Genomic DNA, 24,284 nt, shown 5'->3' with positions numbered 1-24,284 from the left:
CGGCTCACACCCGCCCCACCGGCACGATGTACCGCTCGCCCCCCGCGGTGACCCCCGCCTCCACCGCCACCCCGTAGGTCGCCGCGATCGCCTCGGGCGTCAGCACCGCCGCGGTGTCGCCCGCCGCCACCACGCGTCCGGCGCGCAGCAGCACCACCGAGTCCGCCAGCCGCGTCGCGAGGTTGAGGTCGTGCACCACCAGCACCACGCCCGCCCCCGCCGCCGCGACCGCGCGGAGCCGCGCACCGACGTCGAGCTGGTGCGCCGGGTCGAGGCTGGCGAGCGGCTCGTCGGCGAGCAGCCACTCGGGCTCGCCCGCCAGCACGCGCGCCAGCAGCGCGCGCGCGCGCTCGCCGCCGGAGAGCTGCTCGACCGGCCGCCCCGCCAGCGCGGTCATCGCGGTCGCCTCCAGCGCGCGCTCCACCGCGGCGCGGTCCGCCGCGTCCGTCGCGCCGCGCCCGCGCCACGGCAGCCGGCCGAGCGCCACCAGCGCGCACACGTCGACGTCCCAGTGCACGTCCGCCTGCTGCGGCAGGAAGCCGATGCGGCGCGCCCGCTCGCGCGCGGGCAGCGCCGCCACGTCCATGCCGTCGAGCGTCGCCGCCCCCGCCTCAGGCCGGCGCAGCGCGGCGAGGCAGGCGAGCAGGCTGCTCTTGCCCGCGCCGTTGGGCCCGAGCAGCGCGGTCACCCGCCCCGGCGCGAGCGTGAGCGTCACCGCCTCGAGCACGCGCCGGCCGCCGAGCGACAGCGTCAACGCCTCGGTCGCCAGCGCGCTCATGCCAGCCGCCGCCGCAGCCGACGCAGCAGGTAGAGGAAGAAGGGCGCGCCGAGCAGCGACATGGCGATGCCGAGCCGCAGCTCGCTCGCGCTCGGCACCAGCCGCACGAGCGTGTCCGCCACCGTCACCAGCAGCGCGCCCGCGAGCGCGCTCGGCCACAGCGTCGCGCCGGGGCGGTGGCGCGCGAGCGGGCGAACGAGATGCGGCACCATCAGCCCGACGAAGCCGATCACCCCCGCGGTCGCCACCGTGGCGCCGACGGTGAGCGCGACGCCGAGCACGATCGCGCGCTGCAGCCGCCGCGGCTCGACCCCGAGCGAGCGCGCCGCCGTCTCGCCCAGCGTCAGCGCGTCGAGCGCGGGCGCGGTGCGCGCCAGCACCGCGACGCCGAGCGCGACCAGCGGCAGCGCGAGCCACACGTCGTCCCAGCTGCGGTCGGTCAGCGCGCCCATCAGCCAGGTGACGATCTCGGACGCGACGAAGGGCGTCGGGGCCAGGCTGATCGCGAGCGCGGTGAGCGCGCCGGTAAGGCTGGTCAGCACCATGCCGGCGAGCGTGAACACGACCAGGCTGGCCGAGCGCCCCGCGATCAGCGCGAGCAGCGCCATCGTCGCCGCCGCCCCCGCCAGCGCGAACAGCGGCAGCAGCCAGGCCTGCGCGGCATAGCCGAAGAAGAGCGCGCAGACCGCGCCCAAGGCCGCGCCCGAGGAGACGCCGAACAGGCCGGGGTCGGCGAGCGGGTTGCGCAGATAGCCCTGCATCGCCGCGCCCGCGACGCCCAGCGCCGCGCCGACGATGAGCGCGAGGACCGTGCGCGGCAGCCGCAGCTCGACGATGATGATCGAGCGCGGGTCGGCACTGGTCCAGGCGTCGAGCGGCACCCACACCTTGCCCGCGGCGAGCGAGCCCGCCGCGGCGAGCAGCAGCGCGAGCAGCAGCCAGAGCGTCGCACGGCTCATCGCCCCTCCCCGAACCGCGCGCGTGCGGCGCGCAGCAATGCCATCGCCTCGACGATCGTCGGTCCGCCGCAGTTCATCAGCCGCGCCGGGAAGGGAACGGTGGTGAGCCGCGGCGCGAGCCGGCGGAGCGCGGGATGGTGCTCGGCGCGCTCGCCCCCGCCCCCACCCGCGTCCTCGGCCGCGGCGACCGAGAAGAGCACGCGCGGCGGCGCGGCGACGAGATGCTCGAGCGGCAGCACGTCCCAGCGCGCCAGCCCGTAGCCGGCGCTGGCGTTGCGGAAGCCGGCGCGGGTCAGCAGGTCGTCGGGCAACGTCCCCGCGCCGGGCACGAGGCCACCCGCGCCGAAGATCAGCGCGGGCACCGGCGTCACCCGCGCCGGCCGCGCCGCCGCCTCGATCCGAGCCGCGAGGGCCGCGCCGCGCGCCGGGTGACCGACGCGCGCGGCGAGGTCGCGCACCTGGGCGACGCTCTCCTCCACGGTCGCGGGCACCGCGAACTGCGCGAGCGGCACGCGCAGCCGCGCCAGTGCGGCCACCGTCGCGGGGGCGACGTGGCCGCCCGCGACGACGAGGTCGGGACGCAGCGCCACCACCTCCTCCGCGGTCCCCGCGTTGGCGCGGAAGCGCCGCGCCAGCGCGAGCGGGATCGAGCTGGAGCGCGCGTCCTGCGAGTAAGCGCTGATCGAGGCGATCTGCGCGGCGTCGGCCACTCGCACCAGCACCGCGTCGAGGCACGGGTTGATCGACACGATCCGCGGCGCGCGCGGCGTCGCGGCGGAGACCAGAGCGGGCGCCGCGAGCATCAGCAGGAGAGCGCGCGCCCCCATCTCAGTAGCGCAGCCGCACCCCGCCGTAGGCGGCGCGCCCGGGATTGCCATAGTCCACCGCCACCACGTAGCGCTGATCGAAGGCATTCTCGAGCCGCGCGTACAGCTCGACCTTGTCGGTCAGCGGCAGCGCGGCGCGCAGGTCGGCGAGGACATAGCCGTCGAGCCGCACCTGGCCGACGTCGTAGCTGTCGCCGACCGCGGTGAGCGTCACCCCGGTGGAGAGGCCGAACGGCCAGCGATAGTCGGCGTTGACGGTGGTGCTGTCGCGCGGGCGGCGCAGCAGCGGCAGGCCGAAGCTCGCACCCGGCGAGCGGTTCTCGCCGTCGAGGTAGGTGTAGGCGGCGACGACGGTCAGCGCCTCGACCGGGCGGAGGGTGAGCGCGACCTCCAGTCCCTGCGCGCGGGTGCGTGCGACATTGTCGTAGATGCCGAACGGCCGCGTGTCGCAGATCGGCCCATCCACCGCCGGGCTGCACGCGCGCGTGTTGATCAGGTCGCGTGAGACGCGGCGGAACCAGGTCGCACTCGCCTCCAGCGTTCCGTCGAGCGCGCGCTGGGTCACGCCCGCGTCCCACCCCTCGGATCGCTCGGGGCGCAGGTTGGGGTTGCCGGTGCTGCCGTTGAGCTGGAACAGGGTCGGCGCCTTGAAGCCCTGCGACCAGCTCCCGCGCAGCAGGGTGGCGCCGTCATTGGGCGTCCAGGCGAGGCTCGCCGCGCCGACGGTGGCGCCGCCGAAGCGGTCGTGGTCGTCGTGGCGCACGCCGCCGGTCGCGGTGACGCCCGCGAGCGGGGTGAGCGCGAGCTGGCCGTAGACGCTGAACAGCCGCGCGCGCCCGCGATCGGTGCTGCCGTAGCCGCGCGTGTAGAGCCGGGAGATCTCGCGCTCGGCGCCGAACGTCGCGCGTGCGACCGCCCCGAGATCGGCGACGCCCTGATACTCGACCCGGTAGTTCTGTCCCTGCGAACGATAGGTCTCGCGCGGCGTGAGGTCGCGGTCGTAGCTGGTGCGCGCTATGTCGGTCCGCGCGTAGCCCAGCCGGTTGCGCAGCGCGCCGTCGAACAGCGCGACGTTGACGCCGCCATAACCGACCCACTGCTCGGCGTCGCTATACTCGCGGGTATCGTTGAAGGTGTAGTCGGGCGGCGGGAAGCCGTCGAACTCGGTGCGGCCGTTGGCGTAGAAGCCGCGCAGGTCGAGCGACACGTTGCTCGCCAGCGTCGCGGTCACGCTGGCGTTGCCGCCATAGTGACGGAAGCCGTCGCGCTCGCTGCCGCGCGCGTAGGACGAGATGCCGTCGGTGGTGTAATAGCCGCCGCCCAGGCTCGCCGCGATCGCGCCGGCCCGCCCCGAGACGTTCGCGAAGGCCTGGCCGGTGCCCATCGACCCGCCCTCGGCGCGCGCGTTGACGCTCAGCCGGTCGGTCGGCTGGCGCGTGATCATGTTGACCACGCCGCCGATCGCCTGGCTGCCCCACAGCACCGAGGAGGCGCCGCGCAGCACCTCGACCCGCGCGATGTTGCCGACCAGCAGCTCGCCGAAGTTGAAGCCGCCGCCGGGCGCGGACGGGTCGTTGATCTTCACGCCGTCGATCAGCGCGGCGGTCTGGTCGCTCTCGGCGCCGCGGATGAACACCGAGGTGACGCCGCCGACACCGCCGGTGCGCGCCACCGCGATGCCGGGGGTCTGGCGCAGCAGGTCGGCGAGCACCACGGTCTGGCGCCGCTCGATCGTCGCGGTGTCGAGCACGGTCACCGCCTGCGCCACGGTCTCCGCCGGCGTGGCGGCGCGCGCGGCGGTGACGATCACGTCGTCGCCCGCGCGGGTCGCCTGCTCGAGCGCCTCGGTCGATTGCGCGCTCTGCGCGTGCGCCGCCGGTGCGAGCAGCAGCAGCGGCAGCGCGGTCGCGATGCGGCGATAGGATATGGTCACGTCTTCCCCCACACGGTCGCGGGCGGACGCGCGGCCCCGTGCCGCGGCGCTGCCACCCGATCGTCGTCACGCGAGGACAAGACCTCGATCGCCCGGCACACCCCGTCCGCGCGAAGGACAACCGCGACGGGCAGGTCTCCTGGCTCCCGGGTCAGCGCCCCGGCTCCGGCCTTCCCGGACCGAGGGTCCAGTGGCACGCGCGGGAGGAGGCTCGCCGGTCACAGTTGCGGGGGCAGCGCCGGATCGCAGCCAAGCTACCGGCTTCCCTCTTACTTCCCCTCGCGGGGAACCTGTCGCGACGGCGCCCCTAGGCCAGCGCGTCGCCGCGGGCAAGCGACTCGCGCAGGATCGCGAGCAGCGGGACGTCGACCGGCGGCATCGGCAGCGCGGCGAGCGCGGCGGGCTCGTCCCAGCGCAGCGCCGCCGCGGCGAGCGGGCGTGGTTCACCCGACCACGCGCGCGCGACGTAGAGCAGCATCACCAGCGGCCGCGCGCCGGGTGCCGCATCCGCGGCGAAGGACAGCGGCACCAGCGCCGTGGGCTCCACCGTCACGGCGAGCTCCTCGGCGAGCTCGCGCACCAGCGCGTCCACCGGCGCCTCACCCGGCTCGACCTTGCCGCCCGGGAACTCCCACAGCCCGCCGTGGCGTTTGTCGGCCGGCCGCTGCTGCATCAGGCAGCGTCCCGCCGGGTCGAGTAGCGCCGCGGCGACCACCAGCATCGTCATCGAACCGATCCTTAACCAACCCCGCGCTACGATCGCGCCATGGCACGCCCTCGCACCAGACGCCCGCTCTTCTCGCGCCTCGGCCGCGACGGTCGCGGCGCGACCGCGGTGGAATATGCCCTGATCCTCGCCGCCGTCGCGCTGGCGATCACCGCGGGGCTCGGCCGCGTGTCCACCGCGCTCAGCGACGTTCTCACGACGGTGTCGACCAATCTTCTCGTCGGCCGCTGAGACATGACCTGCACTAACCTGCGTAAAATTCTGAGATCGTAGGAACAGGCTTAAGTCTTTCGCAACCGTGCCGCAGCTACACCGGACATCGCTGGAGCCCCAGAGGCTCATCGGCCGGGTAACTGAAGCCAATTTGTCTCGGAGATCGACATGCAGAAGATTCGCGCTTTCCTGAAGAACAACAAGGCCGCCACCGCGATCGAGTACGGCCTGATCGCCGCGCTGGTCGCCGTCGCCGCCATCGCCGCGATGAAGGGCCTGGGCAACCAGCTGACCAACACCTTCACCAAGGTGCAGACCACGATGAGCAGCAACGGCGCGTAATCTCGCTGGCCAGCTCTCGTAACAAGGGCGGCGGGACTTCGGTCCCGCCGCCTTTTTCTTGTCCCAACCTGCGACTCCTCCGCGCAGGGCGGGGAGGGGAACCAGCCGCAGGATGATGGAGGAGCCTGCCGGCAACGCTGCACCGCGGAGTGGGTCCCCTCCCACCACTCGCCTGGGACGCGCGGTCCCCCTCCCCGGTCGCAGGGCGGATTTGAGCGTTACGTCAGCTCAGCCGGCCCATGCGGAGGAATTTGTCGCGCCGATCCTGGCGCAGCGCCTCCGGGGTCAGCGACGTCAGCTCGCCGAGCGCGTGCTCGATCGAATCGCCCAGCGCGCGGATCGCCCCCGCGGGATCGCGGTGGGCGCCGCCGAGCGGCTCGGGGACGATCGCGTCGATCACGCCCAGTCCCTTGAGATCCTGCGCCGTCACCTTCATCGCCTCGGCGGCGTCGGGGGCGCGGTCGGCGGTGCGCCACAGGATCGAGGCGCAGCCTTCCGGCGAGATCACCGAATAGACCGCATGCTCGAACATCAGCACGCGGTTGCCGCTGGCGAGCGCGATCGCGCCGCCCGAGCCGCCCTCACCGACGATCGACGCGACCAGCGGTACGCCGAGCGCGAGACACGCCTCGGTCGAGCGCGCGATCGCCTCGGCCTGGCCGCGCTCCTCCGCCTGGATGCCGGGGAAGGCACCCGAGGTGTCGACCAGCGTCACCACCGGCAATCCGAAACGATCCGCCAGTTCCATCAGCCGGATCGCCTTGCGATAGCCCTCGGGCTTGCCCATGCCGAAATTGTGCTTGAGCCGGCTGGCCGTATCGTCGCCCTTCTCGTGGCCGAGCACCATGACGCGCCGGCCGCGGAAGGTGGCGAAACCGCCGAGGATCGCCTGGTCGTCCCCGAACGCGCGATCACCCGCCAGCGGGAGAAACTCGTCGAACAGGCCGGCGACATAGTGGCGGAAGTGCGGGCGCTCGGGATGGCGCGCCACCTGAGTCTTCTGCCAGGGCGTCAGCTTGGCGAACGTGTCCTTCAGCTGCTTGTCGGACTTGGCCTGGAGCTTGGCGATCTCCGCGGAGATGTCGATCGCGCCCGCGTCACCGGTGTCGCGCAGCTCGTCGATGCGCGCCTGCAGCTCGGCGATGGGCTTCTCGAAGTCGAGGAAACTAGGCATCGGCCGCAGCTAGTCGCGGTGACGCAACGCGTCAACGAGCGGGTGCCGCTCGTTGACCAGCTCCACCAGCCGGCGGCTGTCGACATGCGTGTAGATCTCGGTGGTGGCGATGTCGGCATGGCCGAGCATCGTCTGCAAGGCGCGCAGGTCGGCGCCGCCCTCCAGCAGGTGAGTCGCGAAGGCGTGGCGCAGCACGTGCGGGCTGATCCGATCGGGCGGGATCCCCGCTTCCGCCGCGAGCGCGCGCACCAGCTGGAACAGCCGCACGCGCGAGAGGTGAGTCGTTCCCGAGGGGAAGAGGAAGGCGCGGTCGCTCGCGACATGCGCGCGCCACGCCGCCACCGCGGCGCGCGCGCGATCGGACAGCGGCACCAGCCGCTCCTTGCCGCCCTTGCCGCGAAGGATCAGGAACGGCCGGTCGGGATGGATCGCGTTGCGCGGCAGCGACACCAGCTCGCTCGCGCGCAGCCCCGAGCCGTAGAGCAGCTCGATCAGCGCGGCGAGCCGCAGGTCGGTCGTGATCACGGGATCGCGCGCGAGTCGCTCGGCGATCGCGGCGAACAGCCGATCGACGTCGGCGTGGCTCAGCGTGCGCGGCAGCGCGCGGCGCGTCGCCGGCCGCGGCAGCGCCGGCGAGGGATCGTCGGGGCGCGCCCCCTCCTCCACGAGGAAGGCGAAAAAGCGCCGCAGCGCCGACGCCTTGCGCGCGACGCTGGCGCTGGCGAGCGCGGACCAGCCGTCGGCGAGCCGGCCCAAAGCGGCGGCATCGGCCTGCGCCAGTCCGCCGTCGAGCGCCTCGGACGCCAGCGCGAGGTCGCGGCGATAGGCGGCGAGCGTGTTCGCCGCCGCGCCGGCCTGCGCGGTCAGCATCTCGAGGAAGCGCTCGATCGCCTGCCGGTCCTCGCCCGAGGCGCCCGCCCCGGTCGTGCGCCCGCGCGCCGCCGTCACAGCCGCGCGATCGCCTCGGCCGCGATCATCCGCGCCTCGCCGTCGAGCCCGACCGCGCGCAGCGCCGCGACGACGCGGTAGAGCGACGCCGCCGGCACGGTCTCCCAGCCGCGCGCCTGCAGACCGACCGCGGCGAGCAGCAGCACGGTGCCCTGCCGACGCGCCGCCACCGCCTGATCGAGCGCGCGCGTCCAGCTGTCGACGCGCGTGACCGGCACGTCGAAGCGCTCGCCCTCGTCCGCCAGATCGGCGGCGGGCACGTCGCCCAGGCCGGCGAGCGCGGCGAAGAACAGCTGCCTCTTGCGCTCGGCGTTGGCGCCGCTCGGGGCATAGTCGCGCGGGCTGGCACCGCGCGCGCCGCCGTCGGGGTCGGCCAGCAGCAGCATCGCCCAGGCGTCGCTGCCGGCGCGCACGTGGCCGCGCCAGCGCTGCGCGGTGCGGTCCAGCCCCGCGCTCAGCATCGAGGCGACGAGCCGGTCGGCCTGCTCCACCTCGCCCGCCGGCAGCAGCCGCGCCGCGGCGCGCGCGGTGAGGATCAGGCGGCCGTAGCGCGCCGCCGGCGTCTCGGCCGCGTCCCACAGCCGCGCCATCGCGCCCAGCCGCGTGTCGAGGCTGTCGCCGACATAGGCGTCGCGCAGATCGTTGGCGGTGCGCGCCAGCGGCGCGGGCACGTCGTCGCCGTCGGCGAGTGCCGAGTAGAGGTCGACCAACGCGGCCGACGACAGCGCCCCCATCGCCGCCGCCCGGTCAGCGACCGCGGCACGCTCGGCGAGCGGGATCGCCGGCGCGAGCGCGCGCCACGCGGTGACCTGCGGGCCGACCGTGTCGTAGAGCTCGCCCGGCACCGCGACGCCGGTGGCGGTGGCGAGGCCGAAGCGCCACGCGGTGAGCTGGGTCACCGGCGCCCACTCGATCGTGATCGCCTGCCGGCTGTCGAGCCCCGCCCCCATCACCTTCTGCGCGAGCTGGAGATCGATGCCGCTGGCGACGCGGCGGCGGCGGATGTCGGCCAGCAGCGGCTGCGTCTTGGCGGTGCCGGTGAGCCCGGCGCACATCGCGCGCGCGACGATCCAGCCGCGCTCGCTGTCGCCCGCGCCCGGCGCCAGCGCGCACAGCGCGGCGGGGTCGGCGGTGGCGAGCGCGGCCTGCATCCACACCTGGCGCAGCTTGGGGGTGACCCGGTCCAGATCGACCGACTGCGCCACCGCGCGCGCGGTGACCGACTCGCCCATGCGCAACAGCAGCCAGGCGCGCTCGGCGGCGAAGTCGGCGCCGTTGACGTGCGCGGGCGTGACCAGCTCGGCGGCGAGCAGCCGGCGCAGCGCGATCTGGAGCCAGCGCGACGGCAGCGGCGCGGACAGCCGCCGCATCAGCCGCTCGACGTAGCGGCCGTCGGAACCGGCGAAGGCGTCCGCGGCGAAACTGTCGCTGGGACCGAGCTGCGCGAGCGAGCGCCGCGCGAAGGCGGGCATCTCGTACCGCGGCGCGGCCGGCGTGGGCGTCGCGCCCGGCGTCGGCATCGCCAGCGGCGGGAGCGGCGGCAGCGGGCCCGCCGGCGTCGTCGCAGTGACGCGCGGCGCGGTGGCAGGCGTCGCCCCCGACGCGCCCGGCGCGGGCGCGGCCGCAGAGGGCGCCGGAGACGGTGTGGGCGACGGCGCGTTGTCGCCGAAACCCGGCGGGAGCAGCGATTCGGGGCTCTGCTGCGCCGCCGCGGCGGCACCGATCGCGAGCGCCGCGGCGCCCGCGACGAGCGCGCGCCTAGTTCGCGAGGTTGCCAAGCTCGACCGCCTTCTCGACCCGCGTCGTCGGCTGCTCGGTCGCGCGCCCGGCGAGGAAGAACAGGGCGCCGAGCACGATCACCAGCAACACCACCACCGAGACGATCAACCGAGACATGGATACCCCATCGCGCACGCGCCCAACCGCCCCGGGAGAAGCGCGCGGCGCGCACGCTGTTGCCGGGGCATGAAGGCGCTGTATAGCCCTGCCGACGATGTTGCAAAGCCCGCCTGCCCCGCGCGAACGAGGAGCCGCCTGGATCGGCCAGCCGATCGTGCTGGTCGGGCTGATGGGCGCGGGCAAGTCCACCGTCGGGCGCCGGCTGGCGACGCGGCTCGGCCTGCCCTTCGTCGACGCCGACACCGAGATCGAGTCCGCCGCGGGCATGTCGATCAGCGACATCTTCGCGCAGTTCGGCGAGGCCTATTTCCGCGACGGCGAGCGCCGCGTGATCCAGCGGCTGATCGACGGTCGTCCCAAGGTGATCGCTACCGGGGGCGGCGCCTTCGTCAACGACGAGACGCGCGCGCTGATCCTGGCCGAGGCGCTGGCGATCTGGCTCGACGCGCCGGTGGAGGTGCTGGCCGAGCGCGTGCGCCGTCGCGACACGCGCCCGCTGCTGCGCGGGCGCGACCCGGCGGCGGTGCTGCGGGACCTCGCCGCCGTCCGCAACCCGCTCTACGCGCTGGCGCATCTTCGCGTCGCCAGCGCCAACGCCCCGCACGAGACGACCGTGCGCGCGATCCTGGAGGCCCTGGGCAGATGAGTATCGAGCAGACCGGCGCGCGCGTCACCGTCCCCGTACGGCTCGGCGAGCGCGGCTATGACGTGGTGATCGAGCCCGGTCTGCTGACGCGCGCCGGCGAGTGGCTCGCGCCGCTGGCGGGGCGGCGCCCGCTCGTGATCGTCGCCGACGTCAACGTCCCCGACCATCTCGCTGCGCTGGGCAGCGCGCTCGACTCGGTCGGGGTCGGCCACCGCTCGATCGTGCTCCCCGCGGGCGAGGCGTCGAAGAGCTGGGCCACGCTCGAGAAGCTGACCGACCAGCTGCTCGCGCTCGGGGTCGAGCGCGGCGACCATGTGGTGGCGCTCGGCGGCGGGGTGATCGGCGACCTGGTCGGCTTCGCCAGCGCGATCCTCAAGCGCGGCTGCCGCTTCGTGCAGATCCCGACCACGCTGCTGGCGCAGGTGGATTCGTCGGTCGGCGGCAAGACCGGGATCAACGCGCGCGCGGGCAAGAACCTGATCGGCGCCTTCCACCAGCCGCGATTGGTGCTGATCGACCCCGACGTGCTCGACACCTTGCCGCCGCGGCAGGTCCGCGCCGGCTATGCCGAGGTGGTCAAATACGGGCTGATCGACGACGCCGACTTCTTCGCCTGGTGCGAGCGCCACGGCGCCGCGCTGCTCGCCGGCGACGCGGCCGCGCGCACCCACGCCATCGCGCACGCGGTCGCCGCCAAGGCGCGGATCGTCGCCGAGGACGAGCATGAGACCAACGGTCGCCGCGCCTTGCTCAACCTCGGCCACACCTTCGGCCACGCGCTCGAGGCCGAGGCGGGTTTCTCCGATCGCCTGCTCCACGGCGAGGCCGTCGCGGCGGGCTGCGCGCTCGCCTTCGCCTTCTCGGTCGCGACCGGACGCTGCCCCGTCGCTGACGCCGAGCGCGTGGCGGCGCACTGGCGCGCGAGCGGCCTGCCCGACGGGCTCGCCGCCGCGGGCATCGACGCGCCGGCCGAGCGGCTGGTCGAGCATATGCGCCACGACAAGAAGATGGAGGCGGGCACCCTGCCCTTCCTGCTCGCGCACGGCATCGGCCAGACCTATCTCGACCGCGGCGTGGCGCTCGGCGACGTGACGACGTTCCTCGCCGCGCAGCCGCGCGCCGCGGCGAGCGCTGCCGTGGGTGCGACCGGCTGAGCGGAACGGGGCCGCGGGGCGGCGGTTAACGTGGCTTAGTTTCCCAAGGAGCGAGCCCATGCCCTACGTCAAGACGCGCGACGGCACCGACCTGTACGTCAAGGACTGGGGCGAGGGCCGGCCGGTGGTGCTGATCCACGGCTGGCCGCTCTCGTCGGACAGCTGGGACCCGCAGATGAAGGCGTTGGCCGACGCCGGCTTCCGCGCGATCGCCTATGACCGCCGCGGCTTCGGCCGCTCGGGCCAGCCGTGGGGCGGCTACGACTATGACACGCTCACCGACGATCTCAACGACGTGCTCGAGGCGGCGGGCGCGACCCAGGACGTCACGCTGGTGGGTTTCTCCATGGGCGGCGGCGAGGTGGCGCGCTACCAGTCGCGCTACGACGGCAAGGGCGTGATATCGGCGGCGCTGATCGGCTCGGTCGTGCCCTATATGCTCAAGACCGACGACAATCCCGACGGCGTGCCCGAGGAGACGCTTCAGGGCATCGCCAACGGCATCCTGAAGGACCGGCCGAACTTCTTCCGCACCTTCTTCAAGGACTTTTTCGGTGTGGGCTACGTCACCAGCCCGGTCAGCGAGGCGACGCTCGACTGGGCGTGGCGGCTGGCGATGCAGGCCGGGCTACAGCCGACGCTGAAATGCGCCGAGAGCTTCGGCCACACCGATTTTCGCGGTGACCTGCCCGCCTTCCGCGTGCCGACGCTCGTCCTGCACGGCACCGGCGACAAGACGGTTCCGATCGACGCCAGCGCGCGGCAGGCGGCACGCGGCATCCAGAACGCGCAGCTGGTGGAATATGACGGCGCCCCGCACGGGCTGTTCGCGACCGAGAGCGAGCGCCTGACGCGCGATTTGCTGACGTTTTTGGGACGGTGACAGGAGCGGGGAGCGCGAGCCGGGTTGAAGCGCTCCCTTATCCCAAGGAGTTAGTGCCCCGGCGAAGGCCGGGGCCCAGTTGGGAAGGCCGTAGTGATCACTCACAACCGTCTCCCACCTGAGCCCCGGCCTTCGCCGGGGAACACAGTTGCGGGGTGGGCGTGCCGCCACACTCACGACACCGCCCGCTCACTTCAGCGGGACGATCACCTCGTCGGGATGCGCCACGTTCAGTTCCTTGCGCACGAGCTCGTCCACCATGTCGGGATTGGCATGCCGCGGGTCGAGCAGCGCGACGCGGTTGCGCAGCATCTCGCGGCGCGCGTCGAGCGCGGAGAACTGCCGCTCGCGCGCCGCGAGCTGGCGCTTGTAGTCGCCCAGCGCGAGCACGCCGTTCGGCCCCAAGATCGCATAGGCGCCGAAGAACAGCATGATCGTCACCGCCAGCGCGGGCAGCGCGGCGGAGCGGAGCGTGGTCCGGAGACGATCGGGTTTGCGGGCGACCATGGCGGCGCGATTCTCGCGCGCCGCCATGTCCTTGGCAAGCCCCCTCAGCGCAGGCGCAGCACGTCGCGACCGGCGTAGCGCGCCACGTCGCCCAATTCCTCCTCGATGCGGATCAGCTGGTTGTACTTGGCGAGCCGGTCCGAGCGCGCCAGACTGCCGGTCTTGATCTGCCCGCAGTTGGTCGCGACAGCGAGATCGGCGATGGTGGAGTCCTCCGTCTCGCCCGAGCGGTGCGACATCACCGCGGTATAGCCGGCGCGCTCGGCCACGCGGATCGCCTCCAGCGTCTCGCTCAACGTGCCGATCTGGTTGACCTTCACCAGCAGCGAGTTGGCCAGTCCCTGGCGGATGCCGTCGCGCAGCCGCTTGGGGTTGGTGACGAACAAATCGTCGCCGACCAGCTGCACCTTGTTGCCGATCGCGTCCGTCAGCGCCTTCCAACCCTCGAAATCGTCCTCGGCCATGCCGTCCTCGATCGAGAAGATCGGGTAGCGCGCCGCGAGATCGGCGAGATAGTCCGCCATCGCGCCCGGCTCGAGCGTGAGGTTCTCGCCCGAGATGACGTACTTGCCGTCCTTGAAGAATTCGGTCGCGGCGCAGTCGAGCGCGAGCATCACGTCGTCGCCCGGAGTGTAGCCGGCGCGCTCGATCGAGCTCATGATGAAGTCGAGCGCGTCGGTGGTGCTGGCGAGATTGGGCGCGAACCCGCCCTCGTCGCCGACCGCGGTGGCGAGCCCCTTCTCGCTCAGCCCCTTCTTGAGCGTGTGGAAGATCTCGGAGCCGCAGCGCACCGCCTCGGCGAGCGAGTCCGCGCCCACCGGCACGACCATGAACTCCTGGAAGTCGATCGGGTTGTCGGCGTGCTCGCCGCCGTTGATGATGTTCATCATCGGCACCGGCAGCACGTGCGCCGCGACACCGCCGACGTAGCGATAGAGCGGCAGCCCGCGCGCGTCCGCGGCCGCTTTGGCCACCGCGAGGCTGACACCGAGGATCGCGTTGGCGCCGAGGCGGCCCTTGTTCTCGCTGCCGTCCAGCTCGATCATGGCGTGATCGACCTCGAGCTGATCCTCGGCGTCGAGCCCGACGATCGCCTCGGCGATCTCGCCGTTGATTGCCTCGATCGCGCGCTCCACGCCCTTGCCCGACCAGCGCGCCTTGTCGCCGTCGCGCTTCTCCACCGCCTCGTGCGCGCCGGTCGAGGCGCCAGAGGGAACCGCGGCGCGGCCGAAGCTGCCGTCGTCGAGCAGGACGTCGACCTCGACGGTCGGGTTGCCGCGGCTGTCGATGATCTGGCGTCCGTGCAGGTCGATGATTGCGGTCACGTAACGATCCTCTTAGCTTGCTGCCCCAACGGCGACGCCGCCGCGTGTAGCGATCACCGCGTTTGGCTGCAACGCGAGGGAACCCGGGCGAGCGGTGCCGGTTGTTCGACTTCGACCAGGGAAGGATGGATCATGGCCGACCAGCAGGACCGCGACACCGCGCAGCCGATCAGCGACGGCGATATTACGCCGCCGCCCGCCGACGCGAGCTTCACCCCCGCCGCGCCGCTGAAGGATGCCGGCGTGGATTTCTCGCCCGAGAGCGGATCGAACGATGACGCGGGCGAGGCAGGCAGCACCGTTGCCGGTGCCAAGCAGGCGCTGCGCGACAATGTCGCCAAGGGACGCGAGCAGGCCGCCGACAAGGCGCGCCTCTTCGCCGAGGACGGAAAGGCCAAGGCGACCGACGCGCTCGGTCAGCTGTCGCAGTTGCTGCGCGACGCCGCGCAGCAGGTCGACGACAAGCTGGGCGACCAATATGGTCAATATGCGCGCGGCGCCGCCGATCGCGTCCAGGGTCTCACCAGCGCGATCGACGAGAAGAGCGTGGACGACCTGCTCGCCGACGCGCGCGAGCTGGTGCGCAAGAGCCCCGCGGTGGCGGTGGGCGTCGCCGCGAGCGTGGGCTTCGTCGTCGCGCGGCTGCTGAGCGCGGGCCTCGATCAGCGCGACGCCTGACGCGATGGACCTTCGTGAACCGGTGATCGGGGAGCCCAGCATCCCCCATCTCGTCGCACGGCTCACGCACGACGCGCGTGACGTGGCCCGGGCCGAGATCGCACTCGCCAAGGCCAAGGCGGGCGCCGCGGCGACCCGCTACAAGAAGGCCGCGGTGCTGTTCGCCGTCGCGGGTGTGCTCGCGCTCGCGGCGCTGATCACCCTGCTCGTCGGCCTGGTGCTGACGCTCGCGACGCTGATCGGCCCCGGCCTGGCTACCGCCGCGGTGGTGGGCACCGTCCTGCTCGTCGCGCTCGTGCTGGGGTTGGCGGGCCGTTCGCGACTCAACGCGAGGCCGGGCGCATGAGCGGCGCCGACGTCACCGCCGCCGAAGCCCGAGCGGCCGAGGCACGCGCTCGGCTGAACGGCACGGTCGGGGCGCTCCAGGCCGAGCTCGAGCCGCGACGGCTGGTCACCGCGGCCAAGGCCGAGGTGCTGGGCGGCGGCAACCGGGCCGCGCGCGCCAGCCTCGAGGCAGCGCGGCGCAATCCCGCCACCGTCGCCGGTGCCGGCGCGCTGCTGCTCGCTTTCCTCAACCGAAAGCGGATCGCACGCGTGCTGAGCCGAAAGAAATCATGACATCAACGTCGTCCGCCAGGCCGAGAGGATAGAGACCATGACCGACCATCAGCAGCATGATCACGACGACACCAACGGCCGCCTTCGCGACGGTGTGGACCAGGCACGCGACAAGGCGGCGCATGCCTATGAGAGCGCGCGCCACCGCGCCAGCGACGCGGCACATGCCACCGCCGAGACGCTCGAGGCCAACCCGCTCGGGCTGGTCGTCGGCGGGCTCGCGCTCGGGGCGTTGCTCGCGGCGGTGATCCCGCGCGGCCAGCGTGAGAAGGACCTGCTCGCGCCGGTAGGCAAGAAGGTCAGCGCTGCGGCGACCGCCGCCTTCGCCGCCGCCAAGGAGGCCGGGCGGAATGAGATCGAGCAGCTCGGGCTCACGCCGGATGCCGCGCGCGGCCAGGCGAAGTCGCTTTTCCAAGGCGTTGTGAAGGCGGCGACCAGCGCCGGTGCCGCCGCGGCCAGGGCAGGCAAGGAGCAGGTGAAGAGCGCCAGCTGACCCCTTCTATCGCGCGGCGGGTGGCGCTAAGGGCGGTCTCACAACAGGTGATCGGCACCGCGGCACCGACAGCGCACGGGAACCAGGAGAGCAGTCGCACGCGTCGTGTCGGCTGCTCTCGCCTGTTCGGGTCACGCGGCGGCGATCGGTCGCCACTCACCCTCTCAGGAGCCGCCCCATGAGCAAGCTGCACCTCGTCTTCGGTGGACGCGTGAGCGATCCGCGCACGCTCGACTTCGCCGACCTCTCCTCGATCGACATCGTCGGCGTCTTCCCCGATTACGCCAGCGCCGAGAAAGCGTGGCGCGCCGCCGCGCAGCGCACCGTCGACGACGCTGAGATGAAGTATGTGGTGGTGCACCTGCACCGCCTGCTGGAGCCCGACCTCACCGCGTGAGCGGGAGTGAGCGGGGCGACGACCCACAAAGGGGGCGTGCGTTCGCGGTGGTCTGATCTGTCGCTAGGCTCTCGGGCGGGAAATGCGCGGCGATGAGGAGAACCGCCTCCTCGCCCTCCCGGTCATCACGGGCTCGACCCGGTTTGATCTACCGAGAGGGTTACGCCCGCGGCCTCGCGGACCGGGGATCCCGGGTCGAGCCCGGGATCACCGGTGGGGCGAGCCACTCCACGAAGATGAGCATCTCGAGTTCGGATCAGCCGAGCCACGCCACCCGGCCGGTCGCGAGGCTGACGGCGCGGTTGACCCACAACCTCTCCGAAGGTGACGAGGTAGACAGGTAAGTGGCTGGCACGGCGGCGACCGCTTGATCGGCTGACCGTCGACGCTGCTACTGGTGCCCACCCACCTGCGCCCCGGCGTCCGCCGGGGAACGACAGGAAGGGTCACCGAAGTTAGCTGGTACGGGCGGTCGGACTCGAACCGACAAGGATTGCTCCGGCGGATTTTGAGTCCGCTGCGTCTACCATTCCGCCACGCCCGCGTGACGCGCGCGCCTTGGCACGACAGGTGCCCCCGCGTCTAGGGTCTGATCGACCGAAGCGGGCTCATGCTCCGGCGCGCCGGGGACCGGGCCTGCGAGGCCAAGTCTCGTGGCGACAGGCGCCTGCTCCCGCAGGAGCGCGCGGCGGGCAGAAGGAGCGCTCACCCTCGGCGCTCGACGCCTGACTCAGTGATGGAAGATCGCGGCCGAGTCGATCAGCTCGTCGAACGCGATACCGGCGCGCCGGTCGATCTGCCAGGCGATCCGTCCCGCGACCCAGCCCAGCCCGGCCAGCTCGATCTCGACCGCACTGTCGGGCGCGAGCGGGTGCGGCAGCTCGGCCATCAGGCCGCCGGTCGAGACATTGCGCACGCTGACGTCGAAGCCGTCCGCCTGGCCCGCGAGCCGCAGCCGCGCGAACATCGCGACTTCGTCGCGGCCGCGCAGGTCACGGCGCTTGTCGGGCTGGCTGCCCAGTGCCCGGATGTCGTCGTCTCGCCCGCTCATGCCACCCACCGTCGCCAGTCGCCCGAAATGCTCCATCCTGCCCACCGCCTGCTGAACCCCGCCGAGCTTAGCCGGCGAACAGTTAAGCAGGCGTTAGCGCGTCGGGCCGAGCCGCGCGGCTCAGTCGTCGCGCGAGACCTTCTCGTTGCGCTCGTGGCGCTCCTGCGCCTCGACCGTCATCGTCGCGATCGGGCGCGCCTCCAGGCGGCCGAGGCTGATCGGCTCGCCGGTGACCTCGCAATAGCCGTATTCGCCCTCGTCGATGCGGCGCAGCGCGGCCTCGATCTTCGAGATCAGCTTGCGCTGGCGATCGCGCGTGCGCAGCTCGAGCGACCAGTCGGTCTCGCTCGCGGCGCGGTCGGTGAGGTCGGCCTCGCGCAGCGAGTCCAGCTGCAGCTGCGACAGCGTCCCCAGCGATTCCCGCAGGATCGCGTCTTTCCACTCGAGCAGCTTGCGGCGGAAATACGCCTGCTGTCGCGGGTTCATGAAGGGTTCGTCGGGGCTCGGGCGATAGCCGTCGCTCACCCCTCCGACATCAGCCTCGTCATTCGCCGCCGCCAGTTTGCCGGGCCCTTCACCGAAACGATTGATCGCCGTCGCCATCGACTTACTCCCGCTGCGCCCAGGATGTCGTTAGCACCGCTGTGCGCCCCCTCCGGGGCGCCTATAGTCGCGCGGGACGGCCACCACAAGCGAACACGCGCGCCTAGCCGCGCCGCCCTGTCCTCGTCATGAACAGAGCGACGCGGCATATGTGCGACGATGGGACGGCGCCGTGATCGGCGCCCGCACGATCAGGCCGAGAGCAGCGCCTGCTCGATGTCGGGGATCGTATGCCCGGTCAGGTCTTTGCTGAGCTCGCCGGTGAGCCGCTGGCTGACCTCCTTGTGATAGTGTTTGCGCAGCTCGCCCAGCGTCTTGGGCGGCGCGACCACGATGAGCGACTCGAAATCGTTGGCGAGCGCGCGGCGCTTGAGCAGATCGGCCGCGTCGGCCGCGAAGCGATCCTCCTCGAGCTGGTGGAAGTCGGTCTCGTCCATGCTGCCGCGCGACGGCGCGAACTGCGCCCCGCCGCCCTGCGCGTGCATCGAGCCGCCCTGGGCGACGTTCGGCGCGCCGGCGCCGCTCTGCGTCGACGAGCTGCCGCCCGCGGCGTCGGTCTTCTGATCGCGGTCGGCCGGGTTCACGCGCTCCTCCGCGTGCTCGACGGTGAGGTTGGGGTGAACGTCGTCGCCCTCGTTGCGCAGGAACAGCAGCTTACGGCCGTCCGCCACCAGCACCACCGAGTCATGGGGTACCTGCATCGCTCATTCTCCTCTGTCCGTGCGGGTGTGGGGCATGAACGCGGCGGGCGTGCACCGGGTTGCCTCGCCGCGGCGCCCCCGCCATAGCGCGGCGCATGCACGACATCCGCCTGATCCGCGACGATCCCGACGCCTTCGACGCCGCGCTGGCGCGGCGCGGTGCCGCTCTCTCGGCCGCGGCGATCGTCGCGCTCGACCGGCGCCGGCGCGAGCTGATCACCGAGGCGCAGGCGGCCCAGGCGCGGCGCAACGAGGCTTCCAAGGCGATCGGCGCGGCCAAGGCGAGCCGCGACGAGGCGGCGGCGCAGGCGCTGATGGCCGAGGTGGCGACGCTGAAGCAGCGGCTGCCCGAGCTGGAGGCCGAGGAGGCGCGGCTCGGCGGCGAGCTCGAGGCGCTGCTCGCGGCGCTGCCCAACCTGCCCTATGCCGACGTGCCCGACGGTGCCGACGAGGACGACAACCAGCTGATCCACGAGCGCGGCACGCGCCCGGAGCTCGACTTCACACCGCGCGAGCATGACGTGCTCGGCCCGGCGCTCGGGCTCGACTTCGAGACCGGCGCGGCGATCGCGGGCTCGCGCTTCACGCTGGTGCGCGGCGCCGCGGCGCGGCTGCAGCGCGCGCTCGGCCAGTTCATGCTCGACCGGCTGACTCGCGAGCACGGCTATGAGGAGGTCGCGCCCCCGCTGCTGGTGCGCGACGAGGCAGTGTTCGGCACCGGCCAGCTGCCCAAGTTCGCCGAGGACCTCTTCCGCACCACCGACGGGCGCTGGCTGATCCCCACCGCCGAGGTGTCGCTGACCAACATCGTGCGCGAGCAGATCCTGAGCGAGGACGTGCTGCCGCTGCGCTTCGCGGCGCTGACGCCGTGCTTCCGCTCCGAGGCGGGCGCGGCGGGGCGTGACACGCGCGGCTATATCCGCCAGCACCAGTTCGACAAGGTCGAGATGGTGTCGATCGTCGCGCCCGAGGCGAGCGAGGCCGAGCACGAGCGGATGACCGCCTGCGCCGAGGGCGTGCTCGACGCCCTCGGCCTAGCCTATCGGCGGATGAAACTGTGCGCGGGGGACATGGGCTTCACCGCGGCGCGCACCTACGACCTGGAGGTGTGGCTGCCGGGGCAGGCGCGCTACCGCGAGATCTCGAGCTGCTCGACCTGCACCGACTTCCAGGCGCGGCGCATGAACGCGCGCTACCGGCCGGAGGGTGAGAAGGCGACGCGCTTCGTCCACACGCTCAACGGCTCGGGGCTCGCGGTCGGGCGGACGCTGGTGGCGGTGCTGGAGAACTACCAGCAGGAGAGCGGCGCGGTGGCGGTGCCCGAGGCGCTGCGGCCGTATCTCGGCGGGCTGACGCTGCTGGAGCCGCGGGCGTGAGGATCGCGATGGGTAAACTCCTCCCCATCCTGGGGAGGATCTAGGCACATGCGCATCCTCCTCAGCAACGACGACGGCTATCACGCCCCCGGCCTCGCCGTGCTCGAGCGCATCGCCGCCCGGCTCTCCGATGACGTCTGGGTCTGCGCCCCGGCCGACGAGCAGTCCGGCACCGGCCGCTCGCTCTCGCTCACCAAGCCGCTGCGCGTGCGCCGCTTCGACGCGCGCCGCTACGCCGTCGGCGGGACGCCGACCGATGCGGTCATGTTCGCGCTGGCCGAAGTGATGCGCGAGACGCCGCCCGACCTCATCCTCTCCGGCGTCAACCGCGGCGGGAACCTCGCCGAGGACGTGATGTACTCGGGCACCGTCGCGGCCGCGATGGAGGGCGCGCTCGCGGGCATCCGCTCGATCGCGCTCAGCCAGAAATATGGCGCACGCGCGCCGGGCGAGGACGTGTCCTTCGCTTCGGCTGAGGGATGGGGCGAGCGCGTGCTGCGGCCGCTGCTCGACGCCGACTGGGCGCCGCGCTCGATGGTCAACGTCAACTTCCCCGCCCCGGACGTCGGCGCGGTGCGCGGCATCCGCGTCGTGCCGCAGGGGCTGCGGGATTACGGCCGCGCGCGGTTCGAGACGCGTACCGACCCACGCGGCCACGACTATCACTGGCTCGCGCTGGGCAAGGTCGCGGCCGCGGCGCCGGGCGAGAGCGACCTCAGCGCGGTCGCCGAGGGATGGATCACGGTCACGCCGCTCCAGCTCGACCTCACCCGTCACGCCTCGCTCGAGCCGCTCGCGCGCGCTTATGGCTGAGCCGGGTGCGTGAGGCGGGCGTGACTCGCGCGGCGGCGCTGGCGCTGCTGCTGACCGGGTGCATCCCCGCCGCCGACCGCCCGGCGCCCGCGCCGCCGATCGACGCACAAGCCGCACCTCCCGGCGACCAGCCCGACGGCGAGGCGGCACCATCGGCGACGGCGGAGGAAGTCGCCCCCGCCCCCGACCCCGCCCCCGCTCACGGTGACCGCCGCGACGTCGCCCAGCTACCGGCACCGCGGCCCGCCTGGGAGGCTCGCCCGGTCGCGCCCGACGCGCGCGCCGTCGCGGCGCAGCGTTACACCGTTCGCCCCGGCGACACGCTCGGCGCGATCGCCGCGCGCACCGGCGCGGGAGTCGACGCGATCGCGCGCGCCAACGCGCTTACCCCGCCCTACCCGGTCCGCGCCGGCCAGACGCTCGCCGTCCCCGGCGGCCGCTACCACCTCGTCCGCGCCGGCCAGACCGGCATCGCGATCGCGCGCGCCTATGGCGTGCCGTGGCGCGAGGTGGTCGCCGCCAACGCGCTGGACGAGCCCTATCTGCTCCGCGCCGGCCAGCGCGTATTGATCCCGCGCGCCCCCGGCGGTGCGGTCAGCGCGTCCGAGCGGGCCGCCGCCTTCACGCTCGACGTCGACACGATCCTCACCGGCGGCGAGCCCGCGGTGGTGGCGGGCCAGGCGCCCGCCACACCGGTGGCGAGCGCGCGCCGCGTGCTCGCCCCGACCGCGGCGACGGTGGCGCCGATGGCGCTGCCCGGTCGCTTCGTGTGGCCGGTCGACGGCACGATCGTTCGCCGCTTCGGTCCCGGCGCGACGGGCGAGCGCAACGACGGCATCAAGATCGCGATCCCGCTCGACACGCCGGTGCGCGCGATCGCCGACGGCACCGTGGCCTATGTCGGCTCGGAAGTGCCCGCACTCGGCGGGCTGGTGATCGTGCGCCACGGCGGCGGCTGGACCTCGGTCTACGGCCACGCCGGCACCCTGCTGGTCCAGCGCGGGCAGGCGGTGAGGAAGGGTCAGGTGATCGCGCGCAGCGGCGAGAGCGGCTATGCCGACCGCCCGGAGCTTCACTTCGAGCTGCGCCGCGGCCGCACCCCGGTGGACCCGACGACGCAATTGCCGCACCGCTGACGCGCGTGTAACGCCCGCGGCACCATGACCGACTATCAGTCCGACCTGCTCCGCCTGCTCTCCGCGCGCGGCTATCTCCACCAGCTCACTGACGCCGCCGCCCTCGACGCGCTGGCGCGGCGCGAGGTGGTGCCGGGCTATATCGGCTTCGACCCGACCGCGCCCTCGCTCCACGTCGGCAGCCTGGTGCAGATCATGCTGCTGCGACGGCTCCAGCAGACCGGCCACAGGCCGGTGGTGCTGATGGGCGGCGGCACGGGCAAGATCGGCGACCCCAGCTTCAAGGACGAGGCGCGCAAGCTCGCCGGCGAGGACGTGATCGCCGCCAATATCGCGGGCATCCAGCGCATCTTCGAACGCTTCCTGACCTTCGGCGATGGCCCCAGCGACGCGGTGATGGTCAACAACGCCGAGTGGCTCGACACGCTCGAGTACATTCCCTTCCTGCGCGAGGTGGGGCAGCATTTCAGCGTGAACCGCATGCTCAGCTTCGATTCGGTCAAGCTGCGGCTCGATCGCGAGCAGTCGCTCAGCTTCCTCGAATTCAACTACATGATCCTGCAGGGCTATGATTTTCGCGAGCTGGCGCGGCGCGAGGGCGTGCGGCTGCAGATGGGCGGCAGCGATCAGTGGGGCAACATCGTCAACGGCGTCGAGCTGGCGCGCCGGATGGACGGCACCGAGGTGTACGGCGTCACCACGCCGCTGCTCACCACCGCGGACGGGCAGAAGATGGGCAAGACCGTCGCCGGCGCGGTGTGGCTCCACGAGGACCAGCTGCCCCACTTCGATTACTGGCAGTTCTGGCGCAACACCGACGACCGCGACGTCGGGCGCTTCCTGCGGCTGTTCACCGATCTGCCGCTCGACGAGATCGCGCGGCTGGAGGCGCTGGAGGGGGCCGAGATCAACGAGGCCAAGAAGGTGCTCGCCAACGAGGCCACCGCGATGTGCCGCGGCCGCGGCGCCGCGGCGGAAGCGGCCGAGACGGCGCGCCGTACCTTCGAGGAGGGCGTGAGCGGCGCGGCGTTGCCCGCGATCGTGGCGAGCGGCGCGCTGCCGCTGGTCGACGCGCTGATGGCACTCGGCTTCGCCGCCTCCAAGGGTGAGGCGCGGCGCCTGATCAAGGGTGGGGGCGCGCGCGTCGAGGGCGAGAAGGTCAGCGACGAGGCCGCGGTGATCACGCTCGCCGGCGCGCCGGTGCGGGTCTCAGCGGGCAAGAAGCATCACGGCGTGGTGAACCCCGGCTAACCACGTTCCGTCGCGGCACGCTCATCCCGCGTTAACGGCCCGCCGCTACACCGACGTGCTGGTGAAGCGGGAGAAGCCGGATGGTCGCGCGTTCAGCGATGATGGCCTATGAGGATCGCGTCGAACCGCGCGACGAGACGCTGTGTCGCGCTTGGCTGTTCGACTCCGCCGGCGCGCGCCATGCGGTGACGGTGGTCAACCTCTCACTCAACGGCTTCATGGCGCGCACCGATGTGCCGCTCGCGAGCGGTGAGCGCGTGCTGCTCACCCTGCCCGTCGTGGGCGATCGCACCGCCGAGATCCGCTGGTCGCTGGGCGGGCGCGTCGGCGCCAAGTTCACGCAGGAGTTGCCCGCCGCGCTCTACCCCTGCGCGCTCGCCGCGATGCGCTGAGCCGGGGTCGATCAGCCGCGCCGCATCAGCAGCGCGCCCGCGAGCACCAGCGCGACCCCGCCGAGCCGCGCGGGTGACAGCGGCTGCTGCGGCAGCCCGAGCCAGCCGAAGCGATCGACCACCAGCGCGGTGACGAGCTGACTGGCGACCGCGATCGTCAACGTCACCGCCAGCCCGAGCCGCGGCGCCGCGAAGGCCAGCGCCGCGACGAAAGCCGCCCCGTAGACGCCACCGAGCCACGCCCACCAGGGCGCGCCGCGCAGGGCCGAGAGCGGCGTCCGATCCGCCGCTGCCCACACCGTGACCAGCACCGCCATACCGGTCGCGAAGGACACCAGCGCGGCGAGCCACACCGAGCCGCTCGTTCGGGCGAGCGCGGCATTGGTGGGCGGCTGCACCGCCACCCCGACGCCGGCGAGGACGACGAGCAGGAGCGGGAGGAAGCTTGGCATGACGTGAT

At 72.8% G+C, this 24,284-nt stretch carries 30 protein-coding genes, 1 tRNA gene and 1 riboswitch; of the genes, 15 read left to right on the top strand and 16 right to left on the bottom strand.

Annotation, left to right across the window (positions count from 1 at the left end; genetic code table 11):
- Positions 1 to 4: 4 nt before the first annotated feature.
- The 5 genes from FHY05_RS10440 to FHY05_RS10420 form a co-directional block, all read right to left on the bottom strand.
- Complete coding sequence (locus tag FHY05_RS10440; RefSeq protein WP_183944308.1) at positions 5 to 778, bottom strand: ABC transporter ATP-binding protein; 774 nt, start codon at positions 776 to 778, stop codon at positions 5 to 7.
- Positions 775 to 1,737, bottom strand: coding sequence for an iron ABC transporter permease (locus tag FHY05_RS10435; RefSeq protein ID WP_183944307.1), 963 nt, complete (start codon positions 1,735 to 1,737; stop codon positions 775 to 777). Before FHY05_RS10435 ends, FHY05_RS10440 begins: the two co-directional genes overlap by 4 nt.
- A complete protein-coding gene (locus FHY05_RS10430; protein ID WP_260181456.1) occupies positions 1,734 to 2,540 on the bottom strand; it encodes an ABC transporter substrate-binding protein in 807 nt (268 codons plus the stop codon). Before FHY05_RS10430 ends, FHY05_RS10435 begins: the two co-directional genes overlap by 4 nt.
- Before the next feature lie 25 nt (positions 2,541 to 2,565).
- Positions 2,566 to 4,497 carry a TonB-dependent receptor domain-containing protein gene (locus FHY05_RS10425; protein WP_311732443.1) on the bottom strand — a complete coding sequence of 644 codons (1,932 nt, stop codon included), beginning with the start codon at positions 4,495 to 4,497 and terminating at the stop codon, positions 2,566 to 2,568.
- A gap of 111 nt (positions 4,498 to 4,608) precedes the next feature.
- Positions 4,609 to 4,806: riboswitch (cobalamin riboswitch) on the bottom strand.
- The gene (locus FHY05_RS10420; protein WP_183944361.1) at positions 4,805 to 5,218 is read right to left on the bottom strand and encodes a (deoxy)nucleoside triphosphate pyrophosphohydrolase; all 414 of its coding nucleotides are present in this window, start codon (positions 5,216 to 5,218) and stop codon (positions 4,805 to 4,807) included. (Overlaps the previous riboswitch by 2 nt.)
- Before the next feature lie 45 nt (positions 5,219 to 5,263).
- Between FHY05_RS10420 and FHY05_RS10415 the strand changes: the two genes are divergently transcribed.
- Positions 5,264 to 5,455, top strand: a complete 192-nt coding sequence (locus tag FHY05_RS10415; protein WP_183944305.1) for a Flp family type IVb pilin — start codon at positions 5,264 to 5,266, stop codon at positions 5,453 to 5,455.
- Between the two features lie 150 nt (positions 5,456 to 5,605).
- Positions 5,606 to 5,779, top strand: a complete 174-nt coding sequence (locus FHY05_RS10410; protein WP_183944304.1) for a Flp family type IVb pilin — start codon at positions 5,606 to 5,608, stop codon at positions 5,777 to 5,779.
- Positions 5,780 to 6,002: 223 nt separating this feature from the next.
- Here FHY05_RS10410 and FHY05_RS10405 read toward each other — a convergent pair whose 3' ends face one another.
- From FHY05_RS10405 to FHY05_RS10390, 4 genes are read right to left on the bottom strand one after another with little or no spacing between them, the layout of a single operon-like run.
- Positions 6,003 to 6,953: an acetyl-CoA carboxylase carboxyltransferase subunit alpha gene (locus FHY05_RS10405; RefSeq protein WP_183944303.1), complete on the bottom strand. Its 951-nt coding sequence runs from the start codon at positions 6,951 to 6,953 to the stop codon at positions 6,003 to 6,005.
- Between the two features lie 9 nt (positions 6,954 to 6,962).
- Entirely contained in the window at positions 6,963 to 7,901 is a 939-nt protein-coding gene (locus FHY05_RS10400) for a tyrosine recombinase (protein WP_311732442.1), read from the bottom strand.
- Complete coding sequence (locus FHY05_RS22785; protein WP_183944302.1) at positions 7,898 to 9,679, bottom strand: hypothetical protein; 1,782 nt, start codon at positions 9,677 to 9,679, stop codon at positions 7,898 to 7,900. Before FHY05_RS22785 ends, FHY05_RS10400 begins: the two co-directional genes overlap by 4 nt.
- A complete protein-coding gene (locus tag FHY05_RS10390) occupies positions 9,660 to 9,797 on the bottom strand; it encodes a hypothetical protein (RefSeq protein WP_165926994.1) in 138 nt (45 codons plus the stop codon). The genes FHY05_RS22785 and FHY05_RS10390 overlap by 20 nt, the downstream gene beginning before the upstream one ends.
- Positions 9,798 to 9,894: 97 nt before the next feature.
- Here FHY05_RS10390 and FHY05_RS10385 point away from each other — a divergent pair, with 97 nt between their 5' ends.
- Genes FHY05_RS10385 through FHY05_RS10375 form a run of 3 tightly spaced genes read left to right on the top strand, consistent with a single transcriptional unit; the run spans position 9,895 to position 12,483 of the window.
- Positions 9,895 to 10,446 (top strand): shikimate kinase, encoded by a 552-nt coding sequence (locus FHY05_RS10385; protein ID WP_183944301.1) that lies wholly within the window; start codon positions 9,895 to 9,897, stop codon positions 10,444 to 10,446.
- Complete coding sequence (gene aroB, locus FHY05_RS10380) at positions 10,443 to 11,600, top strand: 3-dehydroquinate synthase (RefSeq protein WP_183944300.1); 1,158 nt, start codon at positions 10,443 to 10,445, stop codon at positions 11,598 to 11,600. Before FHY05_RS10385 ends, aroB begins: the two co-directional genes overlap by 4 nt.
- A gap of 58 nt (positions 11,601 to 11,658) precedes the next feature.
- Positions 11,659 to 12,483, top strand: coding sequence for an alpha/beta fold hydrolase (locus tag FHY05_RS10375; RefSeq protein ID WP_183944299.1), 825 nt, complete (start codon positions 11,659 to 11,661; stop codon positions 12,481 to 12,483).
- A 189-nt stretch (positions 12,484 to 12,672) separates the two neighbouring features.
- On the opposite strand, the gene FHY05_RS10370 is transcribed toward FHY05_RS10375, so the two are convergent.
- Together FHY05_RS10370 and eno are read right to left on the bottom strand one after the other, a co-directional pair.
- Positions 12,673 to 12,990: a septum formation initiator family protein gene (locus FHY05_RS10370; protein WP_260181455.1), complete on the bottom strand. Its 318-nt coding sequence runs from the start codon at positions 12,988 to 12,990 to the stop codon at positions 12,673 to 12,675.
- A 44-nt stretch (positions 12,991 to 13,034) separates the two neighbouring features.
- Entirely contained in the window at positions 13,035 to 14,315 is a 1,281-nt protein-coding gene (gene eno / locus FHY05_RS10365) for a phosphopyruvate hydratase (protein ID WP_183944298.1), read from the bottom strand.
- Positions 14,316 to 14,447: 132 nt separating this feature from the next.
- Here eno and FHY05_RS10360 point away from each other — a divergent pair, with 132 nt between their 5' ends.
- The 5 genes from FHY05_RS10360 to FHY05_RS10340 all read left to right on the top strand — a co-directional run bounded on the left by FHY05_RS10360 (position 14,448) and on the right by FHY05_RS10340 (position 16,501).
- Entirely contained in the window at positions 14,448 to 14,993 is a 546-nt protein-coding gene (locus tag FHY05_RS10360) for a hypothetical protein (RefSeq protein WP_260181454.1), read from the top strand.
- 4 nt (positions 14,994 to 14,997) lie between these two features.
- Positions 14,998 to 15,339: a phage holin family protein gene (locus FHY05_RS10355; RefSeq protein ID WP_183944297.1), complete on the top strand. Its 342-nt coding sequence runs from the start codon at positions 14,998 to 15,000 to the stop codon at positions 15,337 to 15,339.
- Entirely contained in the window at positions 15,336 to 15,611 is a 276-nt protein-coding gene (locus FHY05_RS10350; RefSeq protein WP_183944296.1) for a DUF3618 domain-containing protein, read from the top strand. Before FHY05_RS10355 ends, FHY05_RS10350 begins: the two co-directional genes overlap by 4 nt.
- A gap of 37 nt (positions 15,612 to 15,648) precedes the next feature.
- The gene (locus tag FHY05_RS10345; protein ID WP_183944295.1) at positions 15,649 to 16,104 is read left to right on the top strand and encodes a hypothetical protein; all 456 of its coding nucleotides are present in this window, start codon (positions 15,649 to 15,651) and stop codon (positions 16,102 to 16,104) included.
- Between the two features lie 178 nt (positions 16,105 to 16,282).
- Positions 16,283 to 16,501 carry a DUF4170 domain-containing protein gene (locus tag FHY05_RS10340; protein WP_183944294.1) on the top strand — a complete coding sequence of 73 codons (219 nt, stop codon included), beginning with the start codon at positions 16,283 to 16,285 and terminating at the stop codon, positions 16,499 to 16,501.
- Between the two features lie 460 nt (positions 16,502 to 16,961).
- Here FHY05_RS10340 and FHY05_RS10335 read toward each other — a convergent pair.
- The 4 genes from FHY05_RS10335 to FHY05_RS10320 all read right to left on the bottom strand — a co-directional run bounded on the left by FHY05_RS10335 (position 16,962) and on the right by FHY05_RS10320 (position 18,856).
- Positions 16,962 to 17,045 (bottom strand) — tRNA-Leu (locus tag FHY05_RS10335).
- A gap of 186 nt (positions 17,046 to 17,231) precedes the next feature.
- Positions 17,232 to 17,552 carry a PilZ domain-containing protein gene (locus FHY05_RS10330; protein ID WP_183944293.1) on the bottom strand — a complete coding sequence of 107 codons (321 nt, stop codon included), beginning with the start codon at positions 17,550 to 17,552 and terminating at the stop codon, positions 17,232 to 17,234.
- A gap of 120 nt (positions 17,553 to 17,672) precedes the next feature.
- On the bottom strand, positions 17,673 to 18,155 hold the full coding sequence (dksA, locus tag FHY05_RS10325) for an RNA polymerase-binding protein DksA (RefSeq protein ID WP_183944292.1): 483 nt from the start codon (positions 18,153 to 18,155) through the stop codon (positions 17,673 to 17,675).
- 191 nt (positions 18,156 to 18,346) lie between these two features.
- Positions 18,347 to 18,856 carry a host attachment family protein gene (locus FHY05_RS10320; RefSeq protein ID WP_183944291.1) on the bottom strand — a complete coding sequence of 170 codons (510 nt, stop codon included), beginning with the start codon at positions 18,854 to 18,856 and terminating at the stop codon, positions 18,347 to 18,349.
- A 95-nt stretch (positions 18,857 to 18,951) separates the two neighbouring features.
- On the opposite strand from FHY05_RS10320, the gene serS reads away from it, so the two are divergent.
- From serS to FHY05_RS10295, 5 genes are all read left to right on the top strand, one after another.
- Complete coding sequence (gene serS / locus FHY05_RS10315; RefSeq protein ID WP_183944290.1) at positions 18,952 to 20,232, top strand: serine--tRNA ligase; 1,281 nt, start codon at positions 18,952 to 18,954, stop codon at positions 20,230 to 20,232.
- 48 nt (positions 20,233 to 20,280) lie between these two features.
- Complete coding sequence (gene surE / locus FHY05_RS10310; protein ID WP_183944289.1) at positions 20,281 to 21,045, top strand: 5'/3'-nucleotidase SurE; 765 nt, start codon at positions 20,281 to 20,283, stop codon at positions 21,043 to 21,045.
- A gap of 5 nt (positions 21,046 to 21,050) precedes the next feature.
- Entirely contained in the window at positions 21,051 to 22,181 is a 1,131-nt protein-coding gene (locus FHY05_RS10305) for a M23 family metallopeptidase (protein WP_311732441.1), read from the top strand.
- A gap of 24 nt (positions 22,182 to 22,205) precedes the next feature.
- Positions 22,206 to 23,432, top strand: coding sequence for a tyrosine--tRNA ligase (gene tyrS, locus FHY05_RS10300; RefSeq protein WP_183944287.1), 1,227 nt, complete (start codon positions 22,206 to 22,208; stop codon positions 23,430 to 23,432).
- Between the two features lie 80 nt (positions 23,433 to 23,512).
- Complete coding sequence (locus FHY05_RS10295) at positions 23,513 to 23,824, top strand: PilZ domain-containing protein (protein ID WP_183944286.1); 312 nt, start codon at positions 23,513 to 23,515, stop codon at positions 23,822 to 23,824.
- Between the two features lie 11 nt (positions 23,825 to 23,835).
- Here the strand turns inward: FHY05_RS10295 and FHY05_RS10290 are convergent, their stop codons facing one another.
- Positions 23,836 to 24,276, bottom strand: a complete 441-nt coding sequence (locus FHY05_RS10290) for a DMT family transporter (protein WP_183944285.1) — start codon at positions 24,274 to 24,276, stop codon at positions 23,836 to 23,838.
- Positions 24,277 to 24,284 lie beyond the last annotated feature (8 nt).

It is taken from the genome of Sphingomonas sp. BK580, assembly GCF_014194975.1.
GTDB lineage: Bacteria > Pseudomonadota > Alphaproteobacteria > Sphingomonadales > Sphingomonadaceae > Sphingomonas.
The sequence above is the reverse complement of the archived record's forward strand: the minus strand, read 5'-3'. Positions and strand labels throughout refer to the sequence as shown.

Bases quoted from the DNA above. Each gene is read 5' to 3' on its own strand.
- FHY05_RS10440 (WP_183944308.1), bottom strand. From the start codon at position 778: ATGAGCGCGCTGGCGACCGAGGCGTTGACGCTGTCGCTCGGCGGCCGG.
- FHY05_RS10435 (WP_183944307.1), bottom strand. From the start codon at position 1,737: ATGAGCCGTGCGACGCTCTGGCTGCTGCTCGCGCTGCTGCTCGCCGCG.
- FHY05_RS10430 (WP_260181456.1), bottom strand. From the start codon at position 2,540: ATGCTCGCGGCGCCCGCTCTGGTCTCCGCCGCGACGCCGCGCGCGCCG.
- FHY05_RS10420 (WP_183944361.1), bottom strand. From the start codon at position 5,218: ATGCTGGTGGTCGCCGCGGCGCTACTCGACCCGGCGGGACGCTGCCTG.
- FHY05_RS10415 (WP_183944305.1), top strand. From the start codon at position 5,264: ATGGCACGCCCTCGCACCAGACGCCCGCTCTTCTCGCGCCTCGGCCGC.
- FHY05_RS10410 (WP_183944304.1), top strand. From the start codon at position 5,606: ATGCAGAAGATTCGCGCTTTCCTGAAGAACAACAAGGCCGCCACCGCG.
- FHY05_RS10405 (WP_183944303.1), bottom strand. From the start codon at position 6,953: ATGCCTAGTTTCCTCGACTTCGAGAAGCCCATCGCCGAGCTGCAGGCG.
- FHY05_RS10390 (WP_165926994.1), bottom strand. From the start codon at position 9,797: ATGTCTCGGTTGATCGTCTCGGTGGTGGTGTTGCTGGTGATCGTGCTC.
- FHY05_RS10385 (WP_183944301.1), top strand. From the start codon at position 9,895: ATGTTGCAAAGCCCGCCTGCCCCGCGCGAACGAGGAGCCGCCTGGATC.
- aroB (WP_183944300.1), top strand. From the start codon at position 10,443: ATGAGTATCGAGCAGACCGGCGCGCGCGTCACCGTCCCCGTACGGCTC.
- FHY05_RS10375 (WP_183944299.1), top strand. From the start codon at position 11,659: ATGCCCTACGTCAAGACGCGCGACGGCACCGACCTGTACGTCAAGGAC.
- FHY05_RS10370 (WP_260181455.1), bottom strand. From the start codon at position 12,990: ATGGTCGCCCGCAAACCCGATCGTCTCCGGACCACGCTCCGCTCCGCC.
- FHY05_RS10360 (WP_260181454.1), top strand. From the start codon at position 14,448: ATGGCCGACCAGCAGGACCGCGACACCGCGCAGCCGATCAGCGACGGC.
- FHY05_RS10355 (WP_183944297.1), top strand. From the start codon at position 14,998: ATGGACCTTCGTGAACCGGTGATCGGGGAGCCCAGCATCCCCCATCTC.
- FHY05_RS10350 (WP_183944296.1), top strand. From the start codon at position 15,336: ATGAGCGGCGCCGACGTCACCGCCGCCGAAGCCCGAGCGGCCGAGGCA.
- FHY05_RS10345 (WP_183944295.1), top strand. From the start codon at position 15,649: ATGACCGACCATCAGCAGCATGATCACGACGACACCAACGGCCGCCTT.
- FHY05_RS10340 (WP_183944294.1), top strand. From the start codon at position 16,283: ATGAGCAAGCTGCACCTCGTCTTCGGTGGACGCGTGAGCGATCCGCGC.
- FHY05_RS10330 (WP_183944293.1), bottom strand. From the start codon at position 17,552: ATGAGCGGGCGAGACGACGACATCCGGGCACTGGGCAGCCAGCCCGAC.
- dksA (WP_183944292.1), bottom strand. From the start codon at position 18,155: ATGGCGACGGCGATCAATCGTTTCGGTGAAGGGCCCGGCAAACTGGCG.
- FHY05_RS10320 (WP_183944291.1), bottom strand. From the start codon at position 18,856: ATGCAGGTACCCCATGACTCGGTGGTGCTGGTGGCGGACGGCCGTAAG.
- serS (WP_183944290.1), top strand. From the start codon at position 18,952: ATGCACGACATCCGCCTGATCCGCGACGATCCCGACGCCTTCGACGCC.
- surE (WP_183944289.1), top strand. From the start codon at position 20,281: ATGCGCATCCTCCTCAGCAACGACGACGGCTATCACGCCCCCGGCCTC.
- tyrS (WP_183944287.1), top strand. From the start codon at position 22,206: ATGACCGACTATCAGTCCGACCTGCTCCGCCTGCTCTCCGCGCGCGGC.
- FHY05_RS10295 (WP_183944286.1), top strand. From the start codon at position 23,513: ATGGTCGCGCGTTCAGCGATGATGGCCTATGAGGATCGCGTCGAACCG.
- FHY05_RS10290 (WP_183944285.1), bottom strand. From the start codon at position 24,276: ATGCCAAGCTTCCTCCCGCTCCTGCTCGTCGTCCTCGCCGGCGTCGGG.